Raw genomic sequence first — 24,884 nt, 5'->3', positions numbered from 1 at the left:
CCGGTCGCCAGGGCGGGAGATGCGGCGATGCCTTCAGCGCGTCGTCGGTCTTCACCTACAGTGCGGTGGCGAGGGAGTCCAGGTCTGGCGTCACAACCGCACTTTGGGCTCCCTCGCCTCATGCGCGCAGCCGATCCCTTGGAATAGATCATCCAGGCGTGTGACTAGGCGTGCCGGAGCGCGACCTGGCGCATCCTGGCGCAGACCCTGCCGGGATCGCCCAGGTAGCTCCAGGGCCTTTCGGTGACGAGGTCCCCGAGCGCCTCGAACCGCTCCCTGGCCGCGACGTGGTCACCCGCGAGGACGAAGGCGCAGGCGAACACGTTGTGGTCTTCCGGCCAGCCCGGCCGCCGCCGGTAGGCCGGATGCCGCACGGAGTGGTCGGCGGCGGCGCGCAACTCGGCCCGGACGTCGGGCCGCGCCATGTATTCCTCGTCCTCACCCCGGTCCAGCGACAGCCATTTCTCCAGGTGCGCCTCGGCGACGAGTCTGCCCAGCGGGCTTCCCGGAGGCGAATCGGTGACGGCACGCCGGGCGAAGGCGAACATCTCCTCCTCGCTGCCGAACCATTTCGCGCACAGCCACTGCAGCATCTGCGAGTGCGTGTGCACGTGCCCGGGATGCCTGCTCGTCGCCGCGTGGAATCGCCGCAACGTCTCCTCTCGTCCCACCTGGCGGCCCCGAGCGGAGACGACGAGGAACGACCACGCCGCCACGTCGTCCGGGTCGCGCTCGACGACCTCGTCGAGACAGTCCTCGGCCACCTTGAGCCGCCGGTGGAACTCCCGGAACTGCTGTTCGCTGGTCATCTCCGCGACGGCCGCGCCCCGGGCCTCCCACGCCCACTTGATCCCGTGCGCGCCCTTCACCAGGAGCGGGAGCGTCGAATCGGGCTCGGCCGCGATCCATTCGTCGATCCAGTCCTGCATGCCTTGCACGGAACCGCAGACGTTCAGATAGAAGGCCCGGTCGTCCGGATCGGTGACGGATCCGAGAAAGGACTGGGCGGAACGCCAGTCACGGGCGATCAGCACCGACCGCAGCCCCGCGGCTCCCGGATCGCCCATAGCCGGATCGATATCGATATTTCCGCTTCTTCTCCGAAAAAGCCTAAGAGACATGCGACGGATGGTACATAAATAGCCGATCAACTCTATTGAGAGCGAGTGAATTGGCGAACAGCATACGGGCCGGGATCAGCCTGGCCATGCTCGCGGGGTTCTTCGTGCTGGCGGCCGCGCAGGTCGCCGGGCTCCTGGCGCTCGGCGTGTGGCTGTCCACCGTGCTGGCCGGGCTGGTCGTGGTGAAGCTGCTGTGGCCGCTCTTCGCGGCCAGCACCTGGGCGGTCGGGCGCGGCGTGTGGCGCGCGGTGCGCTCCCGCCCGGAGCCGCCCGACGGCCTGCTCATGCCCGCCGACCAGGCGCCGATGCTGTGGGCGGCCGTCCGCGACCTGGCGGCGGAGGCGGGCACCCGGATGCCGGACGAGATCTGGCTGACCGCGGAGGCCAACGCGGCGGTACAGGAGGAATCGCGTTTCCTCGGCCTCGCCGGGGGACACCGGCGCCTCTACGTCGGGCTGCCGCTGCTGCAGACGATGACCGTGGCGCAGATGCGGGCCGTGCTCGCGCACGAGCTCGGGCACTACTCCGAGCGGCACACCCGCCTGTCCGCTCCCGCGTACCGGGGCAGGCTGGTGATCGCTCACACGCTGGAGCGGATCGGCCCGAACAACCCGGCGGGATGGATTTTCCGGGGATACGCCCGCCTCTACCTCCTGGTCGACCACGCCGTGTCGCGCCGCCAGGAACTCGAGGCGGACCTGGCGTCGGCCCGGGCCGCCGGAGCCGACGCCGCGGCCGGCGCGCTGCGCGAGATCCGCGTCCTCGACGCCGCATGGAGCTTCTTCCTCGGCCAGTACGTCCACCTCGGCTGGGAGTCCGGGTACGCCCCGGCCGACCTGTTCGCCGGGTTCGGCGCACTGGTGGAGGCGCGCCGGGACGAGCTGGACGAACTGCGCGCCCACGAGCCGGACGACAGCGGCTCCCGGTGGGACACCCACCCGCCCCTGTCCGAACGGCTCGCCGCCCTCGCGGCGGCGCCTCACACGACGGCGTCACCCGACACGCGGCCGGCGGCGATGCTGCTCGCGGACATCGCCGAGGCCGGTCGCGCCCTGCAACGCGTGGCGATCGACAGCGGAGAGCGCACCCTGCTGCCCTGGCCCGACCTCACCGCGGCGGCCCTCGCCGCGCGAGTGCAGCGCGAGGCCGACGCGGTCTTCCGCATGATCGCCCGTACGGTCGGCCGGCCTGTGGCCGGGCTGGCCGACGTGACCGAGTACATCGCGGCCGGGCAGCTCACGACGATCGCGCAGCCCTTCTTCCCGACGGCCACCCGGCGGGAGGCGGGCCCGCTGTTCGCCGAGCCGCTGGAGACCCTGCTCCGGCTCGCCGCGTTGCGGTCCGGCGTCGCGCGGTGGTGGCATTCCTGGAGCGGCCCGGCCGAGTTCCGCGGTGTGCGCGGCACCGAGCTGCCGCTGGAGGAAATCGCGAAGCTCGCGGTCACACCGGGCGGCCTGGACAAGGCACTCGGGGAGCTGGCCGCGCTCGGCGTCGACATCCACCGGGCCGTACCGGCGGACACGGCCCCGAGCACCTTCGGCTCCGACGTCGTCGGCGGGCTGGCGAACGTCCGGGCGGACGGAGTCGAGCACGACCTGTTCGTGTTGACCACCGGGCTCGTCCTGGTCGCGGACCCCGGAAAGTCGGACAACGGGCGGCAGCGCATGCGAGAGCTGCTCGCCGCGACGTCCGCGGTGAGCCTGGCCGAGCGGAACCGGTTCGTCGCCTTCGAGGAGATCGAGGGCGTCCGGATCCACAAGCAGGTCCCGCTGGACGCCGAGCTCGTGCTGTACGGCGGCGCGACCCTGCGGATCGGGGAACGGTGGAGCAGCGACGAACTGGACGACGGCAGCCGCAAGCGACTCGTCTCCCTGCTCGAACGCGTTTAGAACGGCTACCGGGCGGCCGAGCCGCGGACCTGGAGGGAGGCCAGCAGCGCCGTGCTGGCCTGCGTGATCTCCTCGACCGCGCGGTCGAACGCCTCGGCGTTGTGCGCGGCGGGCGCACGGAAGCCGGAGATCTTGCGGACATACTGCAGGGCCGCCGCCCGGATGTCCTCCTCGGTCACCTCGTCGGTGAACGGCGGGCGCAGGGTCTTGATGCTTCGGCACATGACCCCATACTGACCGATCCGGTCGGGTCTTCAGAAGCGGCGGTCAGGAGTGGAAGACGGCGGCGCCGAAGTCCTCGGCCACCTTGCGCAGCATCGCGGCCAGTTCCTCGCGGTCGATCGCGTCGATGCGCTCGGCCGGCCCGGACACCGACATCGCCGCGAAGGCCCGCCCGCCGTCGTGGACCGGCACGGCCATGCAGTGCACGCCGCTCTCCTCCTCACCCAGGTCGAGCGCGTACCCCCGGGCGCGCACCCGGTCGAGCTCCTCCAGCAGCTCGCCGACCGCCGTGATCGTCCGGTCCGTACGGCGGGGCAGCCCGGTGCGCCGGAACACCGCCTCCGCGTCGTCCCGACCGGCCAGCAGGGCCTTGCCGACGGCCGTGCTGTGCGGCAGCACCCGGCGGCCGACCTCGGCGAACATCCGCAGCCTGCGCGGCGAGGGCACCTGGGCCACGTAGACGACGTAGTCGCCCTCAAGCACGGCGAGATTGGCGGTCTCGCCGGACAGCTCCACGAGCCTCGCGAGGTAGGGCTCGGCCCAGACCGCGAGCATCCGCTCGGCCACGCCGCCGATCCGCACGAGCGCTCCGCCGAGGGCGTAGCGCCGGTCGGACTCCTGCCGGACGTACCCACGGGCCAGCAGCGTCTGTAACAGCCGGTGGATCGTCCCGTACGGCAGGCCGGTCGTGGCCGCGATCTCCGACAGGCCGGCCTGGCCGCCGTGCTCGGACAGTGCCTCGAGCACGTCCAGCGCCCGGTCGACGCTCTGCACGCTCACTGCATCCTCCTCGGCGGCGGTGTCATCCTCGATGCGGGGACCGTCCCAGCATGCCGGGTTCGAGACCGCGCAGCGAGGCGTCGAGCACCTCGGCCGTGTGCGCGACCCGGATCTCCCCCTTGCCCGCCCTGCGGACGGAGGCCGCGATCTGCATCGTGCATCCCGGGTTCGCCGACACCAGGACGTCGGCGCCGGCGGCGAGCACCCGCTCGGCCTTGCGGTCGCCCAGTTGCCGGGCCGCCTCCGGCTGGAAGAGGTTGTAGGTGCCCGCAGACCCGCAGCAGATCGCGGACTCCTCGACCTCCCGCAGCTCCAGCCCCGGGATCGCGCGCAGCAGCTCACGCGGCTGGGCGCGCACGCCCTGGGCGTGGGCCAGGTGGCAGGCGTCGTGGTAGGCGACCGTGACGGGCAGCGGGTGACGCTCGGCGGCCGGTCCGAGCTCGGTCAGGAACTCCGCCAGGTCCCGGGTCCGCAGCGCCCCGGCGCGGGCCGCCCAGGCAGGCTCGCCGGCCAGCACCTCGGCGTAGTCCTTCATGCTCGACCCGCAGCCCGCCGCGTTCACCACCACGGCGTCCACGCCGGCCCGCTCGAAGACGGCGATCGTGCGGCGGGCGAACCTGCGCGCCTCGGCCTCGCGGCCCGAGTGCAGCGACAGCGCCCCGCAGCAGCCCTGCCGGGGCGGGATCACGACGTCGCAGCCCTCCAGCGCGAGCACCCGGGCCGTCGCCGCGTTGACCTGGGGGAAGAACTCGCCCTGCACGCAGCCGGTGAGCAGCCCGACCCGCGCCCTGCGCCGTCGCCTCGCCCGCACCAGCGGCGGCAGCCGTACGGGCCGGGGGACGGCGGGCGCCAGTTCGGCCATCGCGCCGAGGGAGGGGTTGACCCGTTCCAGGAACGGCTGCAGGCGCCTGCCCAGCCGCATCGGCAGCCGCATCGCCCGCAGCCTGCGCCGGTGGGGGAACAGCGCGAACACCAGCGCCCGGATCGCGCGCTCGTCGGGGCGGCGCACGTGCTCCCGCTCGACGACCGCGCGCGTCTGCTCGATCAATCGGTCGTACCGCACTCCGGACGGGCACGCGGTGACGCACGCCATGCAGCCCAGGCAGGCGTCGAAGTGGCCGGCCATCGCGTCGGTGAGCGGGGTGCCCTCGACGTGCTGCCCCATGAGGTGGATGCGCCCGCGCGGGGAGTCCATCTCCTCGCCCCACAGCACGTACGTGGGGCAGGTGGGCAGGCAGAACCCGCAGTGGACGCAGTCCCTGATCAGCTCGGGGTCCATCAACGTCTCACGAGGGGACCGTCGCCTTGAGGCGACGGGGGAATCGGGAGGGGGAGGGCAGCCAAGGCCCGAACGTGTCCTGACCTGCGTGGTCTGTGCATCACAGATTTCCTTCCGGGTTTTGTCGGTGCCTTCCAGTAGCGTGATGATCTGATTACCGAATGTGGGAGGTGGGTGTGCGCCGGTCGTTCAAGTTCCTGCTGCGCCCCACCCGTAGGCAGGCCGCCGCGCTCGCGCAGTGCCTGCACGACCACCGGGAGCTGTACAACGCCGCCTTGGAGCACCGCCGTACGGCCTACCGCAGAGCCGGGGTGAGGGTCCGGTACGGCGGCCAGTCGGGCGAGTTGAAGCACATCCGCGCCGACGACCCCACCGGTCAGGGCCGATGGTCGTTCTCCTCCCAGCAGGCCACGCTCCGCCGGTTGGACAAGGCGTTTGTGGCGTTCTTCGCCCGCATGAGAGCCGGGCGCACGCCGGGGTTTCCCCGGTTCAAAGGGCGGGGCCGGTTCGACACCGTGGAGTGGCCCAAGGACGGCGACGGCTGCCGGTGGGACTCCCAGCCCGAAAACCCGGCCGCGACCTACGTGCGGCTGCAGGGCATCGGGCATGTCCGGGTCCACCAGCACCGCCGTGTGCTCGGCACCGTCAAGACGATCAGCGTCAAGCGGGAAGGCGCCCGCTGGTTCGTCGTGCTGTCGTGCGACGAGGTGCCCGCCGAACCCCTGCCCGCGACGGGCGCGGTCGCGGGGATCGACATGGGCGTCGCGTCGCTGGCCACCACATCCGACGGCGACCACATCGAAAACCAGCGGCACCTGGCCGCGTCCGCTGACCGGCTGGCCGCCGCCCAGCGGGACCTCGCCCGTAAAAAGCGCGGGTCCACGCGTCGCCGTAAGGCCGTGGCGCGCGTCGCCGCGCTGCACGCCAAGGTGCGCCGCCAGCGGTTGGACGGCGCGCACAAGGCCGCGCTCACCCTGGTCCGCGGCTATGACGTGATCGTGCATGAGGACCTGCGGATCGCGAACATGACCCGGTCCGCGTCGGGCACGATCATCCAGCCTGGGCGGAACGTCGCGGCCAAGTCGGGGCTGAACCGGAGCATCCTGGACGCGGGGTGGGGGGTGTTCCTGCGTGTGCTCGCGCACAAGGCTGAAAGCGCCGGTCGCGAGCTGATCGCGGTGAACCCCGCCAACACCTCCCGCACCTGCTCGCGGTGCGGGCACTGCGCGAAGGACAACCGCCTCACCCAAGCCGAGTTCGCCTGTACGGCGTGCGGGCACACCGAACACGCTGACGTGAACGCGGCCAGGAACATTCTCAGGGCAGGGCTTGCCCTTCGCGACGCTGCGGAAGCGGCTTAGCGAGAAGCCGCTTCCTTCAGGGAGCGGAGGAGTCACCAGATGCCTCCGATGAAACGGCCGGGCGACAGCCGGCGATCGGGGTCGAACCGCTCCTTGACCCGCCGCATCAGCGGCAGCGCGCCGACGCGCCCCCACCGGTCGAGGCGGCGCGCGGCCTCCGGGGGCGCGGCGAGCACGACGACGCGGCCCTCGCCGTCCGCCTCCATGTCGTCGCGCAACACGCCGGTGAAGCCGGCGACCCGGCCGGGTTCGGTGTCCGGCGGCAACGCGACGTGGAACACGTGCGAGGCCAGGGAACCGCGCACCGCCGCGCGCACGTCCGCCGTGCGGGCCGCGCAGAAGGGCTCGACGAAGCTCCCGGCCAGCCGATAGGGGACGTTCCTGACCTCCAGCAGGATCTCCCCGCCGTCCGCGGCTCGGCCCTCGGGGCCCGGCGGCTCGTCCGGCCCCGGCGGCTCGGGCAGGCGCCCCCACCACGGCGGCGGCTCCTCGCTCACCTGGACCACCCCGCCCGTGGCGTCGCCGACGAGGCCGCACAGCGCCTTGGCGCGCTCGGCCGCGGCGGCGCCCTCCACCAGGACCGCCACCGTGCAGGGGCCCGCCACGTCGGGCCAGTCCACTTCCACCGCGCTCGGCTCCAGTGGTGACTCGGTCACCGCCGGGATCACGGCGTGCAGGGCCGCGGCCGCTTCGAAGCTCGTGGTGTCCAACGTCCTGCCCTCGTACACGTAGGGCTCGACGGTCTCCGTCACCGGACGTTCGACGGTGAACGTCACCCAGGCGCGGGCGGCGGGCAGGGGATGGAGGCGGAAGGTGGCGTCCGCGATGATCCCGAGCGTGCCGTACGAGCCGGTGAACAGCTTGCCGAGGTCGTATCCGGCGACGTTCTTGACGACCTTCCCGCCCGACTTCGCGATCGTGCCGTCGGCGAGCACGACCGTGACGCCGATGAGCAGGTCGCGGGCCGTGCCGTACCGGAACCTGCGCGGCCCGGCGATCCCGGTGGCCAGCAGCCCGCCGACCGTGGTGCATGGGACGGGAACGTCGAGCGCGAGTTCCTGACCACCCTCGGCCAGAGCGCGCGCCAGCGCCTCCACGGTCACCCCGGCCTGCGCCCGGACGACCAGGTCGCCCGCCGCGTGTTCCAGCACCCGGTTCATGCAGCACAGGTCCACGAGCACGTCGCAGCGGTCGGGCGGGGCGCCCCAGTGCAGCTTGGTCCCGCCGCCCGTCGCGACGGCGGCCAGGTCGTGCGCGGCGCAGACCCGCATCACGGCCGCGATCTCCTCGGCCGACTCGGGCAGCGCCACCCAGCGCGGCCGCACGCCCGCGACCTCGTCCCCGTCGCCGGCCGCGCGCCCGGCCACGCCGGTCGCCTCCAGCGCCTTCAGAGCGTCCCGCGCGTCCATCAGAACTGCTCCGCGAGGCCGGCCTCGACCAGGGGGTGAGCGCCCCTGCGCACTCCCGGCGCCTCGCCGCACAGGCGCGGGGTGGGGAAGATCTTGCCGGGGTTGGCGAGACCACGGGGATCGAACGCGCACCGCACGAGTTGCATGGTGTCGAGGTCGTCCTCGGTGAACATCCGGGGCATGTAGCGGGCCTTGTCCACGCCGACGCCGTGCTCCCCGGTGATAGACCCGCCGTGCTCGACGCACAGGTCGAGGATGCGCCCGCTCACGGCCTCGGCCCGCTCGGCCTCGCCGGGCACGGAGTCGTCGAACAGCACGAGGGGATGGAGGTTGCCGTCGCCCGCGTGGAAGACGTTGGCCACGCGGATGCCGTACTCCTCCTGCAGCCGGTCGATCCCGGCGAGCACGCGGGGAAGCGCGGTCCGCGGCACCACGCCGTCCTGCACGATGTACGCCGGGCTGATCCGGCCCACGGCGGCGAACGCCGACTTGCGGCCCTTCCAGATGGCCGCCCGCTCCTCGGCGGAGGCGGCCACCCGGATCTCGAAGGCGCCGCTCTCGTGGCAGATCCGCTCGACCTCGGCGAACTGGTGCTCCACCTCGGCGCGCGGGCCGTCCAGCTCCACCACCAGTACGGCTCCCGCCCCGGCGGGGTAGCGGCAGTGGACGGCGGCCTCGGCCGCCTCGATCGCCAGCGCGTCCATCATCTCGATGGCGGCGGGCACGACGCCCGCCGCGATGATCGCCGACACCGCGTGCCCGCCGGCCTCGATGCCGGTGAAGGCGGCGAGCAGGGTCGTGACCGCCTCGGGCGCCCGCGACAGCCGTACGGTGATCTTGGTGGCGATGCCGAGCGTGCCCTCCGAGCCGACGAACGCGCCGAGCAGGTCGTAGCCCGGGTCCTGGGCGGACAGCTCCACGATCTCCCCGTCCGGCGTGACGATCTCGGCGGCGAGCACGTGGTTGACCGTGAAGCCGTACTTGAGGCAGTGCGCGCCGCCCGAGTTCTCCGCCACGTTGCCGCCGATCGAACAGACCTGCTGGCTGGAGGGGTCGGGGGCGTAGTAGTACCCCCGGTCGCGGACCGCCTCGGTGATCGCCAGGTTCGTCACCCCGGGCTCCACCACTGCCCGGCGGTTCGGGATGTCGATCTCCACGATCCGCCGCATGCGGGAGGTGACGATCAGCACGCCGTCCGTGCGGGGGAGGGCGCCGCCCGACAGGCCGGTGCCCGACCCCCGCGCGACGAACGGCACGCCGTGCTCGCCGCACAGCCGTACGACCGCGGCGATCTCCTCGGCCGTCCCCGGCAGCACGACCACCCCGGGCGTGGCCCGGTGGACGGTCAGCCCGTCGCACTCGTAGGTGCGCAGCCGTACGGGGTCGGTGATGACGGCGTCCGGCGGGAGCACGGCCGCCAGCCGTGCCGTCAGCCGTTCGAGCTCGGACATCGGCTCCCGCTTCCCCTCACATCGTCACGGCATCCGCTCGTACGCCGGAAGCGTAAGGAACTCCGCGAAGTCGTCGTCAAGGGCGACCTCCTTGAACAGCGCCGTTGCCTGCGCGTAGAGCTTCTCGTCGTAGCCCGGCCCGGCGGCGATCCCGGCCAGTTCCTCCTCGATGATCCGCTCGACGAGCTCCCGTGTCACCACCGCGCCGGTGTCGGCCAGCGTGATGTCGTTGTGGATCCACTGCCAGACCTGCGAACGGGAGATCTCGGCGGTCGCCGCGTCCTCCATCAGGTTGTGGATCGCCGCGGCGCCGTTGCCGCCCATCCAGGCCGCCAGGTAGCGCAGGCCGACGTCCACGTTGTTGCGCAGCCCGGCCTCGGTGATCTCGCCGGGGGTCTTGGACACCGACAACAGGTCCTCGGCCGTGACGTGGACGTCCTCGCGCAGCCGGTCGAGCTGGTTGGGCCGGTCGCCGAGCACGCCGTCGAACACCTCGCGGCAGATCGGCACGAGGTCGGGGTGGGCCACCCAGGAGCCGTCGAAACCGTCGCCCGACTCCCGGGTCTTGTCGGCCCGCACCTTCTCCAGTGCGACCTTGTTGACCTCCGGGTCGCGGCGGGAGGGGATGAAGGCCGCCATGCCGCCGATGGCGTGCGCGCCGCGCTTGTGGCAGGTGCGCACCAGCAGTTCGGTGTAGGCCCGCATGAACGGCGCGGTCATCGTCACCGCGTTGCGCTCGGGCAGCAGGAACTCCCGCCCCCGGGTGCGGAACTTCTTGATGACGCTGAACAGGTAGTCCCAGCGGCCGGCGTTGAGGCCCGCGGAGTGCTCGCGCAGCTCGTAGAGGATCTCCTCCATCTCGAACGCGGCCGGGTAGGTCTCGATGAGCACGGTCGCCCGGATCGTCCCCCTGGGGATGCCGAGCAGCTCCTGGGCCCGGACGAACACGTCGTTCCAGAGCCGCGCCTCCAGGTGCGACTCCATCTTCGGCAGGTAGAAGTACGGCCCCCGGCCCTTGGCGATCTGCCGCCGCGCGCAGTGGAAGAAGTAGAGGCCGAAGTCGAGCAGCGACCCGGACATCGGCGCGCCGTCCACCAGGATGTGCTTCTCCGGCAGGTGCCAGCCGCGCGGGCGGACCACGATCGTGGCCAGCTCCTCGTCCGGCCGCAGCGCGTACGTCTTGCCGCCCGACTCGAAGTCGATCGTACGGTCGAGGGCGTCGCGCAGGTTGAGCTGCCCGTTGATCGTGTTCTCCCAGGTCGGGGAGTTGGCGTCCTCGAAGTCGGCCAGCCAGACCTTGGCACCGGAGTTGAGTGCGTTGATCGTCATCTTGCGGTCGACGGGACCGGTGATCTCGACCCGGCGGTCCTCCAGCCCCGGAGCCGGCGGGGCGACCCGCCACTCGGACTCGCGGACGTGGGCGGTCTCGGGAAGGAAATCGAGCATGCCGCCCGCGGACAGCTCCTCCTGCCGCACCTGACGCGCGGCGAGCAGTTCCCTGCGCCTGGGGTCGAACTCGCGCTGCAAGGTGGCCACGAAGCCGAGGGCCTCGGGAGTGAGGATCTCGTCGAACCGGTCCAGCAGGGGGCCTGTGATCTCGACGCCTTCCGTCATTTTCCACCTTCCGGAAAAATAGTTCTGAATCGTGGAATCGACGCTACTTCAGGGGATGGCCGGGGGTCAACGCCAGGGACTTCCTCAGGGGGCGGTCCGGGGATTCCCCGATGGGCGACGCCCGACGCATCGCCGAAGATCGAGGACATGAGACACAAGACGATGGCCGTCGTGGGGGCCGTCCTGGGAATGAGCCTCGCCGTGGCGGCCTGCGACGTGAAGCTGAACATCGGCGGCGGGGAGCAGGACACGATGTCCTACGACGTCAAGGACGCGGTCACGGCCATCGACGCCCACACGGGGGCGGGCGACATCGTGGTGACCGAGACCGGCAGGACCGGCGTCCACGTCACCGAGACCCGGCACTGGCGGGGCGACAAGCCCGCCGACGGCCACAGCGTGAGCGGCGGCACGCTCACGCTGGCGTACGAGTGCGACAACTGCTGGGTCGACTACCGGGTCGAGGTGCCGCATGGCGTCAGGCTCAAGCTCGACAGCGGGTCGGGGAACGTCACCCTGCGCAACGCGACCGGCCCGGTGGAGGTGACCACGGGGTCCGGCGACGTCGACAGCCGTGGCCTGGCCGGCAAGCAGGTGACGGCCAACACCGGGGCGGGCAACGTCAGGCTCCGGTTCACCGCCGTGCCCGACCTGGTGCGCGCGGAGACCGGTGCGGGCGACGCCCATCTGTGGGTGCCGGCGGCGACGTACAACGTGACCGTCGAGACCGGCATCGGGGACGGGAAGATCGGGGTTCCCGTCGATCACTCGGCGCCGCGCACGATCGTCGTGAAGACGGGAGCGGGCGACGCCGAGGTCAACAAACTGTAGCTACCCGAGCACCGGCTGGTTGGCGCGGAAGACGCCGTCAGGGTCGCGGTGGCGCTTGATCTCGCGCAGCCGGGCCAGCGTGTCCGCGTCGAACGCCGAGGCGGCCTTCTCGTCGCCGCCCAGGTAGGTGAACGGCTTGCGGCCGGTCGTGTGCGGCGCCATCGCCCGCGCGATCTCCGCCAGCCGCGCCTTGACCGCCTGCCCGGCCTCCGGCGACAGGACCGGCCCGATCATGCTCAGCAGGTACGGCTCGGCGATGTGCCCGCACGCTCCGCCGCCGTCGGCGGGCCGGCTCAGCGCGCCGCCCAGGTGGCGCACCTGCACCGTGGCCAAGGGGGCGACGTCGCCCACGGCCGCGAGCAGGTCGTCCGCCACGGCGTCGCCGAGCCCGGTCAGCAGTTCGCCGCGGCCCGCGCCGGGCACCGGCTGCGTCGGCTCGGCGCAGATGCCGCCCAGGGCGTCCAGGGGCATCGCCGCGCGGCTGTCGTTCAGCAGGCCGGGGATGTCCTCGAACCGCCGCAGCAGGTCGCGCCCCTCCTCCTCGCCGCCCAGGAACGTCGAGTCCACCGCGACCACGGCGAGCCCGCGCAGCGGCTCGGGCACCTGGGGCACCGGCGGGAACTTCGCCATCGCGAACCAGACGGTCAGCTCCGCGGGCGCCGCGGCGGTCACCTCCCGGTAGGCGGCGAGCACCTCGGGCGCCCGCTCCGCGGGCCACAGCATGCGCCCGCCGTACAGCAGCGGCGCCGGGTGCAGGTCCAGCTCCATCGCCGTCACCAGCGCGAAGTCGCCCCCGCCGCCGCGCAGCGCCCAGAACAGGTCGGGGTCGGAGTCGGCGGTCACGCGGGCCTGGGCGCCGTCGGCGCCGACCACCTCGAAGGCGCGTACGGCGCCGGCCGCCCAGCCGTGCCTGCGGGCGAACCACCCGAGCCCGCCGCCGAGGGTGTAGCCGGTGACGCTGACGACGGGGGAGCTGCCCGGCAGGCCGGTCAGCCCGTGCTTGCCGGTCGCGGTCAGCAACTCGCCCCACTGCACGCCGGCCTCGACACGGGCGGTCCGCCGCTCCGGCAGGACCTCCACGCCGCGCAGCCGTCCGGTGCGCACCAGGATCGTCCCGTCGAGGCGGGTCGTGGCGCCGTGCCCGCTCGGCTGCGCCGCGACGGCGAGGCCGGCCAGCCTCGCGCAGCGGACCACGGCGGCGGCGTCGGCCGCGTCCTCGACCTCCACGATCGCGGCCACCCGCTGGTCGACCGCCCGGTTCCACGGCAGCCGCGCGGTCTCGAATCCGTCGTCGCCGGGGACGAGGACCTGCCCGCGTACCGTGCGGCGAAGGTCGGTTCCCAGGGTTGTCACGCTCTCCTCCTGCTGCGTCCGGCGGCGCCGGTCGGCCCCGCTCGCGATCAACCCTGCTACATCCCGTTTGGCGATGATTGGGAATCGGCTCGGAATCGTCTGGTCCTACGGTAGGAGTCCGATTTCCGGTACACGTCTCGCGATGAGGAACGATGGACTTTCGCCTGTTCGGCCCGATCGAGGTCACCGACGCCACCGGCCGGGCCGTCGACCTGGGCACGCCCAAGCAGCGTGCCGTGCTGGCCGTGCTCGCGCTGGAGCCGGGCCGCGTGGTCTCCCTCGACCGTCTCATCGACGAGCTGTGGGAGGGCGAGGCGCCGTCGAGCGCGACCGGGACCCTGCAGGGGTACATCTCCCAGCTCCGCCGGGCGCTCGAACCCGGCCGGCCGCCGCGCACGCCGCCGAAGGTGCTGGTCACCCGCGAGCCCGGCTACCTGCTGGCGGTGGCGCCCGGCCAGGTGGACCTGGTCCGCTTCACCGCGCTGGCCGAGGACGGCGGGCGGGCGCTCGCCCGGGGCGAGCACGCCGCCGCGGCCGAGTCGCTGCGCGCCGCGCTGGAGACGTGGCGGGGCGAGCCGCTCGCCGAGTTCACCGCGTACGAGTTCGCCCAGCCGGTCGTGGCGCGGCTGACCGAGCTGCGCGCCACGGCCACCGAGCACTGGTTCGAGGCCCGGCTGGCGCTCGGCGACGCGGGATCGTGCGTGCCCGACCTCGAACGCCTGGTGGAGGACCACCCCTACCGGGAGCGGCTGTGGAGCCTGCTCGTGCTCGCCCTCTACCGATCCGGACGGCAGGCCGACGCCCTCGCCGCGCTGCGCAGGGTCAGGGAGCTGCTCGCCGGGGAGCTGGGCCTGGAGCCCGGCCCCGAGCTTCGGCGGCTCGAGCAGGCCGTCTTCGGCCAGTCGCCGGACCTCGACGGCCCCGGGCCCGCCCTGCTCGCCCCCGCCGCCGCGCCGGTGACGGCCGTCCCGCCCGGGACCACGCCGGGAACTGTCGTCCACGACGGGCTCGTCGCCCGGCGCGAGCAGCTCGGACGCGTGGCCGCACGCCTGGCCGAGGCCCGGCGCGGCCGGGGCGGCGTGCTGCTGGTGGCCGGGGAGGCGGGCATCGGCAAGTCCCGCCTGGCGGAGGCGGCGGCCGACGAGGCGGCCGCCCTGGGCATGACGGTCGCCTGGGGCCGCTGCGCCGAGGACACCGGCGCCCCCGCCTTCTGGCCCTGGCTGCGGGTGCTGCGCGACCTCGGCCCGGACGCGGCGGACGCGCTGGCCGCCCTGTCCGGGGGAACGCCGGGACGGACACCCGGCGGCGACCCCGGCGCCGCGCTGTTCGAGCTGCACGAGCGGGTGGCCGCCGCCCTCCGGGCGGCGGGGCCGGCGCTCGTCGTCCTCGACGACCTGCACTGGGCCGACGCGTCGTCCCTGCGCCTGCTCGCGTTCGCGGCCGGGGAACTGCACCGGTCGCCGGTGCTGGTGCTGGCGACGATCCGTCCGGAGCCGGGCGGCGACCCCGAGCAACTGCGCGACACGATGGCCGTGCTCGCCCGCGAACGCGGCGCGGAGCGCCTCACGCTGCCGCCGTTCACCCGGGAGGACGTGGCCGCCTACCTGGCCGGGCGCGACCTGCCGGACACACGGCTCGCCGCGCTGCTCCACGAGCGCACCGGGGGCAACCCCTTCTATCTGGGCGAGCTGATCCGGCTGCTGGGCAGCGAGCACCGGCTCGACGCCGCCTCCGTCGGCGTGCCAGAGGGGGTGCGCGAGGTCATCGGCCGCCGCGTCGCGCGACTGCCGGAGGAGACCCGCGCGCTGCTGGAGGCGGCCGCCGTACTCGGCCGCGAGGTGAGCCTCGACGCGCTGGAGGCCGCCTGCGGCGTGGGCGCGGACGAGGTGATGCTGCGGCTCGAACCGGCCGTGGCGACGGGGCTGCTCGTCGAGGCGCCCGGCTTCGACTACCGGTTCTCGCACGCCCTCGTCCGCGACGCCCTCTACGCGGGTCTCGGCCGGGTGCGCGCGGCGCGGCTGCACCTGCGCACAGGGGAGGCGCTGGAGACGCTTGCGGGGGTCGAGGCGTCCGTGCTCGCCCACCACTTCGTGGCGGCCGCCCGGGCGGGCGGGGCCGCCAAGGCGGTGGAGTACGCCGTCCTGGCCGCCCGGCAGGCCGCCGCCGGCTGCGCGTACGACGAGGCGGTGGAGTGGTGGGGCAGGGCCCTCGCCGCCCTCGGGCCGGCGGACCCCGCCCGGCGGAGCGCGCTGCTGGTGCGCCGCGGCGAGGCGCTGCGCGCGGTCGGCGACGTCGCCGGGGCGAGGTCGGCCCTGGAGGAGGCGATCGGCCTCGCCGCCGCGATCGGCGAGCGCGCGACGCTGATCGAGGCCGTCACCGTGTTCGGCGGCATGTCGGTGTGGAACTGGCGCCACTACGGCGCCGTGGACGACGAGTCCGTCGCCCTGCTGGAGGGCCTGCTGGAGGAGCCGCTCGGCGACGCGGAGCGGGCCACCCTGCTGGGCACCCTGGGCCTGGAGCTGTACTACTCGCCGCGCCGGGCCGAGGGGGAGCGGCTGGCCGCCGACGGCGTGCGGCTGGCCCGCCGCACCGGCGACCCCCGCCTGCTGGCCCGCTCGCTCAACAACTACGTGATGGCCGCCTGGGTCTCCGAGCGGGAGGACGAGCGCCGCCGGGCGGTCGAGGAGATGCTCGCCCTTCCCCTGGACCCGACGGCGGAGGCCGTCGCCCGTGTCTTCCGCATGGCGCACCTGCTGCGGGCGGGCGAGTTCGCGGAATGGGACCGCGACCTCGCCCGCTGCGCCCGGCTGGCCGAAGAGATCAAGCGTCCCGAGATGACCGGGATGGCGCGGATCGCCGAGGCCGCCGGTCGCACGATGCGCGGCGACTGGGCGGAGGCCGAACGCCTCGCGGAGGAGTTCACCGCGCTCATCTCCGGGTTCAGCATGTGGGGGCTGGACTACCCCGGCCTGGTCACCCTCTACACCTGCCGCCGCGGGCAGGGCCGGGTGGACGAGATCGCCGACCGGCTGGTTTCCCGGGCGCACGACGCCGACATGGTGCCGCTGCGCGCGGTCGCCGCGCTGGCGGCCCTCGATGTGGGCGACGCCGCGCTCGCCCGGCGGCTGGCGGAGCGCTGGAGCGGTGAGATCCGCGACGACTGGACCGCCGAGTTGCTCGTCGTCGTGTGGGGCCACGTCGCCGCCCGGCTCGGCGTGCCCGACCCCGCCGCCCTCTACCGCAGGCTCGCGCCGTACGGGGAACGGCTCGTGGTCAGCGGCATGGGCGGCGCCGGCTGGGGCTCCACCCACCTGGTCCTGGCCGAGCTGGCGGACGCCACGGGCGAGCGCGGGCTCGCCCTGCGCCACGCGCGCCGGGCCCACGAGACGCATCTGCGCCTGGGGCTGGACCACTGGGCGGGGGAGAGCACGCGGCTCCTCGCCGAACTGGAGGGATGAGCCGCCGTCAGCCGAGGACGGGGTGGTTGCCGAGGATCACGCCGTGCGGGTCGCGGCGGCGCTTGATCTCCCGGAGGCGGGCCAGGATCCCGGCCGGGAAGGCGGAGGCCGCCGACTCCCCGTGGCCGAGGAAGGTGAAGGGCGTGCGGCCGCTCGCGACCCCCGCCACCGCGTCGGCGACGGCCGACTGCCGCCGCCGGATCCCCTCCGCCATGCCGGGCGCCGCGAGGACCCCGAGCGTGCTCAGCAGGTAGGGCTCCGCGATGTGGCCGCAGGCCCCGCCCTTCTCGTTCACCCGGGCCAGCGCCCCGCCCAGGTGACGGATCTGCACGTAGGCGAGCGGCGCGATGGTGCCCGGCCCGGCGGCGGCCAGCAGCGCCGCCGCCTCGGCGTCGCCGAGCCCGGTGAGCAGCTCCGAGCGCAGCAGCGCGGGCGTCGGGTCGGTCGGCTCCGCGCAGACGTCCGCGAGGTTCGCCACCGGCATCGGGCCGCGCGTGTCGAAGACGGCCTCGGGAATCCGGTCGAACCGGTGCAGCAGGGCCCGCGCCTCGTCCGGGTCGCCGAGGTGGGTGACCTCGATCGTCACGGCCGACAGGCCGCGCAGCGGCTCGGGCAGCTCGGGCAGTGGCGGGAACTGCAGCAGGTGGAACCAGACCGTCAGCTCCTCGGGCGCCTCGGCCGTGGTGGCGCGGAAGGCGGCCAGGACCTCCGCGGCCCGCTTGGCCGGCCACAGGATCCGCCCGCCGTAGAGCACCGGCGCCGGGTGCAGGTCGATCTCCATCGCGGTCACCACCGCGAAGTCGCCCCCGCCGCCGCGCAGCGCCCAGAACAGCTCGGGGTCGCTGCCGGCCGTGACGGTCACGTGCTCGCCCGAGGCGTTCACGACCTCGAACGCGCGCACGCTGTCGGCGGCGAAGCCGTACCTGCGCCCGAACCAGCTCAGGCCCCCGCCCAGGGTGAACCCGGTGGCGCTGACGACCCCCGTGCTGCCCGCCAGGGGCGTCAGCCCGTGCTCGCCCGCCGCCGTCAGCACCTCGCCCCACGAGACGCCGGCCTCCACCCGGGCCACCCGCTCCGCCGGCCGTACGGTCAGGCCGCGCAACGCCGTGGTGCGCAGCAGGATCGCGTCGTCGAAGGCGGCGGGGGCGTGCCCGTTCGGCTGGGTGGCGACGCGCAGCCCGGCGAGGTTCGCGTAGCCCACCACGGCCGCGACGTCGTGCGCGTCCCGCGCCTCGACGACCGCCGCGACCCGCTGGTCGACGGCCATGTCCCAGGGACGCCGGCTCTCGTCGAAGCCCTCGTCGCCGCGCACCAGCACCCGGCCGCGCACCACCCGGCGGAGATCGGCGCCGAGCGCCTTCACCTGGTCCATCTCTTCTCCTCCCCATCGTGGGTTCCTCGTGTGGGACCACCGTGGAGCACGGGGATCGGAGCGGGCATGGGCGCGGCTTGGAGACCGTCCAAGTGGCCCACAAGTGGACCGTTCCGGTAGGGCTCGTCCCGGCTCTACGCTTGCCGCAGCGATCAGAGGGGTTTTCGGTCATGAACTCGCTGTCCTTCCGGCTGCTCGGCCCCTTCGAGGTCACCGGCGGCGACGGCCGCGTCATCGACCTCGGGCCGCGCAAGCAGCGGGCGGTGCTCGCCGTCCTCGCCCTGGAACCCGGCAGGATCGTCTCCCTCGACCGGCTGATCGACGAGCTGTGGGCGGACGAGCCCCCCTCCAGCGCCACCGCCACGCTGCAGTCGTACGTCTCCAACCTCCGCAAGGTGCTGGAACCGGGACGCCGGCCGCGCACGCCCCCGGCCGTGCTGCTCACCCGAGAGCCGGGCTACCTGCTGTCCGTCGCGCCCGGTCAGGTCGACCTCGCGCGTTTCGTCTCCTGTGTGGAGGACGGCCGCAGGGCGCTCGCCCGGCGTGAGTACGCCGAGGTGCTCACGCTGACCGACCGGGCGCTGGAGACGTGGCGGGGCGAGCCGCTCGCCGAGTTCGCGGCCTACGAGTTCGCCCAGCCCGCCATCGCGCGCCTGGCCGAGCTGCGGGCGGTGGCGGTCGAGGACCGGTTCGAGGCCAGGCTCGCCGTGGGCGACGGGCCCTCCTGCGTGGCCGACCTGGAGCGGCTGGTCGAGGCGTACCCGTACCGCGAGCGGCTGTGGAGCCTGCTCGTCCTCGCCCTCTACCGGTCGGGCAGGCAGACCGACGCGCTCGGCGCGCTGCGCCGGGTGCGGACCCTGCTCGCCGAGGAGATGGGCCTGCAGCCCGGCCCCGAGCTGCGGCGGCTGGAGCAGGCCGTGCTGGAGCAGTCGCCGGCCCTGGACGCGCCCGCGCCCCTGGAAGCGCCCGCCGTCGCGCGCCCGGCCGCCCCGCCCGCCGAGGAGCGGTCCCTTTCCGCGGCCGAGCCGCCGTCCGCGGCCCTCGTCGCGCGCGAGCGCGAACTCGCCCGTTTCGGCGAACGGCTCGGCGCCGTACGGCGGGGCCGCGGCGGCGTGCTGCTGGTGACCGGTGAGCCGGGAATCGGCAAGACCAGGCTGGCCCAGATCGCCGCAGAGGAGGCCGAGGCGCGCGGCGTCACGGTCGTCTGGGGCCGCTGCGTGGAGGCCGAGGCCGCCCCGCCGTTCTGGCCCTGGCTGCAGGCGCTGCGCGAGCTGGGGGACCGGGGCCGGGCCGCGGCGCGGCTCCTCGCGGGCGAGGGCGACGCCGCCGCCGACCCGGAGGCCGCGCTCTTCGAGCTGTACGAGGGCGTGCTGGCCGCGCTCGCCGGGTCGGGCACGCCGACGATGGTGGTGCTGGACGACCTCCACGCGGCGGACGCCGCCTCGCTGCGGCTGCTCGCCTTCCTCGCGGCCGAGTTGCACCGCAGGCCCGTGCTGGTCCTCGCCACCGTACGGCCGGAGCCGGGCAGGGAGGCCGAGCGGCTGCGCGACACCCTCGCCGCCCTCACCCGCGAGCCCGGCACCGAACGGCTCGCCCTCGCGCCGTTCACCGCGGAGGAGGTCGGCGCGTTCCTGCGGCGGCACGACCTGACCGACCCGGCGCTCGCCGAGGTGCTCTACCTGCGCACCGGCGGCAACCCCTTCTATCTCGGCGAACTGCTGCGGCTGCTCGGCAGCGAGCACCGGCTCGACGCCGCGTCGCTGGGCGTGCCCGAAGGCGTCATGGAGGTCATCGGGCGGAGGGTCGCGCGGCTGCCCGATCCCACCAGGGACCTGCTGCGCCGCGCCGCCGTCCTGGGCCGCGACGTCAGCCTCGACGTGCTGGAGGCGCTGACGGAGACCCCCGCCGAGGAGGTGATGTCGCTGCTCGAGCCCGCCGTCGCCGTCGGCATCCTCGCCGAGGCGCCGGGAGGCTTCGACTACCGCTTCTCGCACGCCCTGGTGCGGGACGCGCTCTACGCGGGGCTCGGCCGCCTGGAGAAGGCCAGGCTCCACCTGTGCGTGGCGGAGGCCCTGGAGTCCCTGCCGACGGCGCCGCCTGCGTCGCTCCCCGGTGGCGACGGGACGGCGCGCCTGCCCGTCCTCGCCCACCACTTCGCCATGGCCGCCCGGGTCGGGGGAGCCGGCAAGGCCGTCGACTACGCCGCGAGGGCGGCCAGGAAGGCGACCGCGCAGCGCGCGTACGACGAGGCGGTCGAGCTGTGGGACAAGGCGCTGCTCGCCCTCGGCACGCGCGACCCGGCCAGGCGGTGCCGCCTGCTGATCGAACTGGGCCGGTCGCTGCGCGTCGTCGGGGACGCCGCGCGGGCACAGGCGGCACTCGAGGAGGCCATCGAGCTGGCGGAGGGCACGGGCGACCGGGTGGCCCTGGTGGAGGCCTTGACGGTGTTCGGCACGCTCAGCGTCTGGAACTGGCGATCGTACGGAGTGGTCGACGACCACACGGTCGCCCTCCTCGAGAACCTGCTGGCGGGCCCGCTGGACGACGCCCACCGGGCGGCACTGCTCGGCACTCTCGGCATCGAGCTCAACTACGGGCCCCGCCGGGCGGAGGGCGAGGCGATGGTGGTGGAGGCCGTGGAGATCGCCCGGAGGATAGGCGACCCCGCCCTGCTCCTCCAGGTGCTCAACAACTACATGATCGCGTCCTGGGTGCCGGAGCGGGAGAACGAGCGCCTCCGCGCCGCCGAGGAGATGCTCGCGGTGCCCGATCTTCCCGCCGCGGCTGAGATCGTGGCCCGGGTACGCCGGATGTCGTGCCTGTTCAGGGTGGGGGAGCTGGCCGAATGGGACCGGGATCTGGCCCGCGCCGAGCATCTGCTGCAGGAGGTCAGAAGCCCTGAGCTGACGGCCATGGTGCGCATCGCCCAGGCCGCGCGGCTGACCCTGGAGGGCCGCTGGGACGAGGTCGAAGACCTCGTCGGCGAGCTCGGCGAGGTCTTCGGCGACAGCAGCATGTGGGGCCTGGGCGTCGTGCGGACGACCATGCTCTACACCTGCCGGCGGGGACAGGGCAGGGTCGCCGACATCCTCGAGGAGGTCGTCACGGCGGCGTCGCAGCCGCGGAACGACCCGCTACGTCCCATAGCCGTGCTCGCGGCGCTCGACGTGGGCGATCGCGAGCTGGCCAGGAGCCTGATCGCCCGATGGGGCACGACGATTCCCGATGACTGGTCGGGGGAGTTCGTCGCCGTCATCTGGTCGTACGTGGCGGCTCGGCTCGGCGTCCCCGATCCCTCGGGCCTGTACGACAGGCTGGCGCCGTACGGGGACCGGCTGGCCCTGCACGGCCACGGCACGGCCGGCTGGGGCGCCATCCACCAGGCGCTGGCGATGCTGTCGGCGGCGATGGGCGACCGGGAACGGGCCCTCGATCACGCCCGACGGGCCCACGAGATCCACCTCCGCCTGGGGCTGGACTACTGGGCGGAGCAGAGCGCGCGACTCCTCGCCGAACTGCGCCCGTAAGAACTGCGCCGTAAAGAACTGAGCGCATAAGGGAGTGCGCACGTCCCGGGGGTCGTGTCACCATCGACGGAAGGCATCCGGGGGCCGGGAAGGCATCGGGGTGTCCGACTGTTCTGTCTAGTAGAGATGACATATATGCGAAACGAGCCCGAAGACCTCGCCGTGGGCGATTACGAACTGGAAGAGCGCCAGGCGCTCCGCCGCGTAGCGGGTCTGTCGACAGAGCTCGAAGACATCACCGAAGTCGAGTATCGGCAGCTCCGGCTGGAGCGGGTCGTCCTGGTCGGCGTCTGGGCGGGCGGCACCGCACTGGACGCGGAGAACTCGCTGCAGGAGCTGAAGCTGCTGGCCGAGACCGCCGGATCGCAGGTGCTGGAGGGTCTGATCCAGCGTCGCGACCGGCCCGACCCCGCCACCTACATCGGATCGGGCAAGGCGGTCGAGCTGCGGGACATCGTGGCCGCCAGCGGCGCCGACACCGTGATCTGCGACGGCGAGCTGACCCCCGGCCAGCTCCGCCAGCTCGAAGAGGTCGTGAAGGTCAAGGTCATCGACCGGACCGCGCTGATCCTCGACATCTTCGCGCAGCACGCCAAGAGCCGCGAGGGCAAGGCGCAGGTCGAGCTGGCGCAGCTGCAGTACCTGCTGCCCCGCCTGCGCGGCTGGGGTGGCAACCTGTCCCGCCAGGTCGGCGGCCGCGCCGCCGGCGGCGTCGGCATCGGCGGCCGCGGCCCCGGCGAGACCAAGATCGAGCTGGACCGGCGGCGGATCCGCGAGCGGATGGCCAAGCTGCGGCGGCAGATCAAGGAGATGTCGACCGCCCGGCAGACCATGCGGCACCGGCGGCAGGCCCGCGAGGTGCCGGCCGTGGCGATCGCCGGATACACCAACGCCGGCAAGTCGTCGCTGCTCAACCGGCTGACCGGCGCGGGCGTGCTGGTCGAGGACGCGCTGTTCGCGACCCTCGACCCGACCGTGCGCAAGGCCCGCACGCCCGAGGGCCGCCTGTTCACGCTGGCCGACACGGTCGGTTTCGTACGCCACCTGCCCCACCAGCTCGTCGAGGCGTTCCGCTCGACGCTGGAGGAGGTGGGGGACGCCGACCTGATCCTCCACGTGGTGGACGGGTCGCACCCCGACCCGGAGTCGCAGATCGCGGCCGTCCGCGAGGTGCTGGCCGAGATCGAGGGCGCGCGGGACATCCCGGAGATCGTGGTCGTCAACAAGGCCGACGCCGCCGACCCCGTCGTGCTGACCCGGCTGACGATGAAGGAGCGGCACAGCATCGTCGTCTCCGCCCGCACCGGGGCCGGGATCGGCGACCTGATGTCCATGATCGAGCGGGAGCTTCCCCGTCTCGACCACGAGGTCAGGCTGCTGGTGCCGTATGACAGGGGCGACCTGATCGCGCGGGCGCACAGCGAGGGCGAGGTCCTGTCACTGGAGCACACCGGCGACGGCACGATCCTGCACGCCCGGGTCTTCGCCGACCTGTACGCGGAACTGGACCGGGTGGCCAAGCCCGTCGAGACCGTCTGACGCCTCTCGTCGGCGGGTCACCTCCAGCGTGTCGGTGGCCCGCCGGCGGTTGCCCTTGCTACGATAAGGAAAGCCTAATGGGACCTTATGGCGTGGGTAACAACATGACACCAGGCAGTGCGGTCACCCTTTCCAAGGCGTTCGCGGACATCGGATCGGTCGGGTCGATCCTGATCTCGCAGCGTGTGAGACGACTGATGCGCGATGAGGCGCATGAGACCGGCGTACGTTTCTGTCGCTAACCCTGTACATCAAGCCCACCAGTGAAATACCGTAACTGAACTGAATCGCCCGGGTTCGATATCCCGGCGGTAGGGTCATCGCACAACATCGGTGCGCGATGAGGCAGGAGACCCCCCAATGACGTCCGGACACGAAGCGGACCCGGCGGGCCAGGCGCCCGCAGGCGGGGGCCGTTCGTCGTCCCGGGGTGTATGGCAGGTGGTCGGATGACCGTTCGCCTTCTCACCAACATCGGCCGGCTCTGGACCGGGCACGATGTGTGCAGCAACGCCGCGATCCTGGTGCACAACGACCGGATCGCGTGGGTCGGCCGGGCCGCCGACCTCCCGCAGAGCGTTCCCGGGGTCGTGGACGACATCGTCGACGTCGACCACGTGGAGAACCTCGGCGGCGCGCTCGTCACGCCCGGCCTCATCGACGCGCACACTCACCCCGTGTACGCCGGCAACCGCTACGCCGAGATGGCGATGCGTTCCGGAGGATCCAGCGCCTCGGCCATCGCGGCGGCGGGCGGCGGCATCGGCTCGACCGTCACCGTGACGCGCGGCACCGACCCCTGGACGCTGTGCAACGGGGTCCGCGAGCGGCTGCGCGAGTGGCTGCTGAGCGGCACCACGACCGTCGAGGCCAAGACCGGCTACCACCTGACCCGCGACGGCGAGCTGGCCGACGTGCGGCTGCTGCGTGAGCTCGAGAAAGAGCCGATGATGCCGCGGGTCCACGTCACGTTCCTGGCCGCCCACGTGGTGCCGCCGGAATACTTCGGCCGCCAGCGCGACTACGTCGAGGCCGTGGCCTCGTGGTGCGCGGACGCCGCCGGCGCTGGGGCCGACAGCGTGGACGTCTACTGCGACGACGGCCACTTCACCGCGGAGGAGGCCCGCTGGGTGCTGGCCTCCGGCCGCAACGTGGGGCTGCTGCCGCGCATCCACGCGGGCGCCTACAACCGGCGTGGCGCCGTCCAGCTCGCGGCCGAGATGGGCTGCGCCTCCGCCGATCTGCTCCACCACGCCTCCGACGAGGACGTCGCCCTGATGGCGAGGTACGGCGTGCCCGCCGTCGTCTGCCCGGGCGCGGCCCTGCAGGTGGGCCACCTCCCGCCGGTGCGCCGGATGCTGGCCCAGGGCGTCCCGGTGGCGCTCGGCAGCGACCACAACCCCGGTCACTGCGGCATCACCTCGATGTCCCTGGTCATCAGCCTCGCGGTGGCGGCGTTCGGGATGAGCGTCGGAGACGCCCTGCGGGCCGCCACTCTGGGCGGGGCCCAGGTCCTCGGCGCGCCCGACCGCGGCATCCTCGCCCCCGGCCGCCTCGCCGACATCGTCCAGTGGGACGCCGACCACGAGGGCGCGTTCGCCTGGTCGTTCGGCCTCAAGCCGCGCCGCGTCTGGCGGGGCGGCGTACCAGTCCAGTAAACGGTGGCCTGAACGTTCAC

The 24,884-nt window shown here is 73.4% G+C and carries 16 protein-coding genes; 7 read left to right on the top strand and 9 right to left on the bottom strand.

The window, feature by feature from the left end; all coding sequences use genetic code 11:
- Nucleotides 1–164: 164 nt before the first annotated feature.
- Nucleotides 165–1,067, bottom strand: a complete 903-nt coding sequence (locus tag Msi02_RS04000) for a hypothetical protein (protein ID WP_204047109.1) — start codon at nucleotides 1,065–1,067, stop codon at nucleotides 165–167.
- Nucleotides 1,068–1,171: 104 nt separating this feature from the next.
- Between Msi02_RS04000 and Msi02_RS03995 the strand changes: the two genes are divergently transcribed.
- Nucleotides 1,172–3,010 carry a M48 family metallopeptidase gene (locus Msi02_RS03995; RefSeq protein ID WP_204047108.1) on the top strand — a complete coding sequence of 613 codons (1,839 nt, stop codon included), beginning with the start codon at nucleotides 1,172–1,174 and terminating at the stop codon, nucleotides 3,008–3,010.
- A 5-nt stretch (nucleotides 3,011–3,015) separates the two neighbouring features.
- Here Msi02_RS03995 and Msi02_RS03990 read toward each other — a convergent pair whose 3' ends face one another.
- From Msi02_RS03990 to Msi02_RS03980, 3 genes are read right to left on the bottom strand one after another with little or no spacing between them, the layout of a single operon-like run.
- Nucleotides 3,016–3,234: a DUF2277 domain-containing protein gene (locus Msi02_RS03990; protein ID WP_139576177.1), complete on the bottom strand. Its 219-nt coding sequence runs from the start codon at nucleotides 3,232–3,234 to the stop codon at nucleotides 3,016–3,018.
- 43 nt (nucleotides 3,235–3,277) lie between these two features.
- Nucleotides 3,278–4,012, bottom strand: coding sequence for an IclR family transcriptional regulator (locus tag Msi02_RS03985; RefSeq protein ID WP_239108106.1), 735 nt, complete (start codon nucleotides 4,010–4,012; stop codon nucleotides 3,278–3,280).
- A gap of 22 nt (nucleotides 4,013–4,034) precedes the next feature.
- Nucleotides 4,035–5,291, bottom strand: a complete 1,257-nt coding sequence (locus Msi02_RS03980) for a (Fe-S)-binding protein (protein WP_204047107.1) — start codon at nucleotides 5,289–5,291, stop codon at nucleotides 4,035–4,037.
- 161 nt (nucleotides 5,292–5,452) lie between these two features.
- Here Msi02_RS03980 and Msi02_RS03975 point away from each other — a divergent pair, with 161 nt between their 5' ends.
- The gene (locus Msi02_RS03975) at nucleotides 5,453–6,652 is read left to right on the top strand and encodes an RNA-guided endonuclease InsQ/TnpB family protein (protein WP_239108105.1); all 1,200 of its coding nucleotides are present in this window, start codon (nucleotides 5,453–5,455) and stop codon (nucleotides 6,650–6,652) included.
- A gap of 32 nt (nucleotides 6,653–6,684) precedes the next feature.
- On the opposite strand, the gene Msi02_RS03970 is transcribed toward Msi02_RS03975, so the two are convergent.
- From Msi02_RS03970 to aceB, 3 genes are read right to left on the bottom strand one after another with little or no spacing between them, the layout of a single operon-like run.
- Entirely contained in the window at nucleotides 6,685–8,061 is a 1,377-nt protein-coding gene (locus Msi02_RS03970) for an FAD-binding oxidoreductase (RefSeq protein WP_204047106.1), read from the bottom strand.
- Nucleotides 8,061–9,512, bottom strand: a complete 1,452-nt coding sequence (locus tag Msi02_RS03965; RefSeq protein WP_204047105.1) for an FAD-linked oxidase C-terminal domain-containing protein — start codon at nucleotides 9,510–9,512, stop codon at nucleotides 8,061–8,063. Before Msi02_RS03965 ends, Msi02_RS03970 begins: the two co-directional genes overlap by 1 nt.
- A 24-nt stretch (nucleotides 9,513–9,536) precedes the next feature.
- On the bottom strand, nucleotides 9,537–11,126 hold the full coding sequence (gene aceB, locus Msi02_RS03960; protein ID WP_204047104.1) for a malate synthase A: 1,590 nt from the start codon (nucleotides 11,124–11,126) through the stop codon (nucleotides 9,537–9,539).
- Nucleotides 11,127–11,273: 147 nt separating this feature from the next.
- On the opposite strand from aceB, the gene Msi02_RS03955 reads away from it, so the two are divergent.
- Entirely contained in the window at nucleotides 11,274–11,957 is a 684-nt protein-coding gene (locus Msi02_RS03955) for a DUF4097 family beta strand repeat-containing protein (RefSeq protein WP_204047103.1), read from the top strand.
- On the opposite strand, the gene Msi02_RS03950 is transcribed toward Msi02_RS03955, so the two are convergent.
- Entirely contained in the window at nucleotides 11,958–13,310 is a 1,353-nt protein-coding gene (locus Msi02_RS03950) for an FAD-binding oxidoreductase (protein WP_204047102.1), read from the bottom strand.
- A 152-nt stretch (nucleotides 13,311–13,462) separates the two neighbouring features.
- On the opposite strand from Msi02_RS03950, the gene Msi02_RS03945 reads away from it, so the two are divergent.
- Nucleotides 13,463–16,768 (top strand): ATP-binding protein, encoded by a 3,306-nt coding sequence (locus tag Msi02_RS03945; RefSeq protein ID WP_204047101.1) that lies wholly within the window; start codon nucleotides 13,463–13,465, stop codon nucleotides 16,766–16,768.
- A 7-nt stretch (nucleotides 16,769–16,775) separates the two neighbouring features.
- Here the strand turns inward: Msi02_RS03945 and Msi02_RS03940 are convergent, their stop codons facing one another.
- Complete coding sequence (locus Msi02_RS03940; protein ID WP_204047100.1) at nucleotides 16,776–18,140, bottom strand: FAD-binding oxidoreductase; 1,365 nt, start codon at nucleotides 18,138–18,140, stop codon at nucleotides 16,776–16,778.
- 170 nt (nucleotides 18,141–18,310) lie between these two features.
- On the opposite strand from Msi02_RS03940, the gene Msi02_RS03935 reads away from it, so the two are divergent.
- The 3 genes from Msi02_RS03935 to hutI all read left to right on the top strand — a co-directional run bounded on the left by Msi02_RS03935 (nucleotide 18,311) and on the right by hutI (nucleotide 24,864).
- Entirely contained in the window at nucleotides 18,311–21,667 is a 3,357-nt protein-coding gene (locus tag Msi02_RS03935; RefSeq protein ID WP_204047099.1) for an ATP-binding protein, read from the top strand.
- 135 nt (nucleotides 21,668–21,802) lie between these two features.
- On the top strand, nucleotides 21,803–23,206 hold the full coding sequence (gene hflX / locus Msi02_RS03930) for a GTPase HflX (RefSeq protein WP_239108104.1): 1,404 nt from the start codon (nucleotides 21,803–21,805) through the stop codon (nucleotides 23,204–23,206).
- A 449-nt stretch (nucleotides 23,207–23,655) separates the two neighbouring features.
- A complete protein-coding gene (hutI, locus tag Msi02_RS03925) occupies nucleotides 23,656–24,864 on the top strand; it encodes an imidazolonepropionase (protein ID WP_079312108.1) in 1,209 nt (402 codons plus the stop codon).
- The last annotated feature ends 20 nt before the right edge of the window (nucleotides 24,865–24,884 follow it).

The sequence above is a fragment of the Microbispora siamensis genome, from assembly GCF_016863095.1.
Classification (GTDB): Bacteria; Actinomycetota; Actinomycetes; order Streptosporangiales; family Streptosporangiaceae; genus Microbispora; species Microbispora siamensis.
This window is presented reverse-complemented; position numbering and strand designations above follow the sequence as displayed.

Excerpts from the sequence above, each read along its gene's own strand:
- Msi02_RS03945 (WP_204047101.1), top strand. The coding sequence starts at position 13,463 with ATGGACTTTCGCCTGTTCGGCCCGATCGAGGTCACCGACGCCACCGGC.
- Msi02_RS03975 (WP_239108105.1), top strand. The coding sequence starts at position 5,453 with ATGTGGGAGGTGGGTGTGCGCCGGTCGTTCAAGTTCCTGCTGCGCCCC.
- Msi02_RS04000 (WP_204047109.1), bottom strand. The coding sequence starts at position 1,067 with ATGGGCGATCCGGGAGCCGCGGGGCTGCGGTCGGTGCTGATCGCCCGT.
- Msi02_RS03935 (WP_204047099.1), top strand. The coding sequence starts at position 18,311 with ATGAACTCGCTGTCCTTCCGGCTGCTCGGCCCCTTCGAGGTCACCGGC.
- hflX (WP_239108104.1), top strand. The coding sequence starts at position 21,803 with ATGCGAAACGAGCCCGAAGACCTCGCCGTGGGCGATTACGAACTGGAA.
- Msi02_RS03965 (WP_204047105.1), bottom strand. The coding sequence starts at position 9,512 with ATGTCCGAGCTCGAACGGCTGACGGCACGGCTGGCGGCCGTGCTCCCG.
- Msi02_RS03990 (WP_139576177.1), bottom strand. The coding sequence starts at position 3,234 with ATGTGCCGAAGCATCAAGACCCTGCGCCCGCCGTTCACCGACGAGGTG.
- Msi02_RS03940 (WP_204047100.1), bottom strand. The coding sequence starts at position 18,140 with ATGGACCAGGTGAAGGCGCTCGGCGCCGATCTCCGCCGGGTGGTGCGC.
- Msi02_RS03955 (WP_204047103.1), top strand. The coding sequence starts at position 11,274 with ATGAGACACAAGACGATGGCCGTCGTGGGGGCCGTCCTGGGAATGAGC.
- Msi02_RS03980 (WP_204047107.1), bottom strand. The coding sequence starts at position 5,291 with ATGGACCCCGAGCTGATCAGGGACTGCGTCCACTGCGGGTTCTGCCTG.
- Msi02_RS03970 (WP_204047106.1), bottom strand. The coding sequence starts at position 8,061 with ATGGACGCGCGGGACGCTCTGAAGGCGCTGGAGGCGACCGGCGTGGCC.
- hutI (WP_079312108.1), top strand. The coding sequence starts at position 23,656 with ATGACCGTTCGCCTTCTCACCAACATCGGCCGGCTCTGGACCGGGCAC.
- aceB (WP_204047104.1), bottom strand. The coding sequence starts at position 11,126 with ATGACGGAAGGCGTCGAGATCACAGGCCCCCTGCTGGACCGGTTCGAC.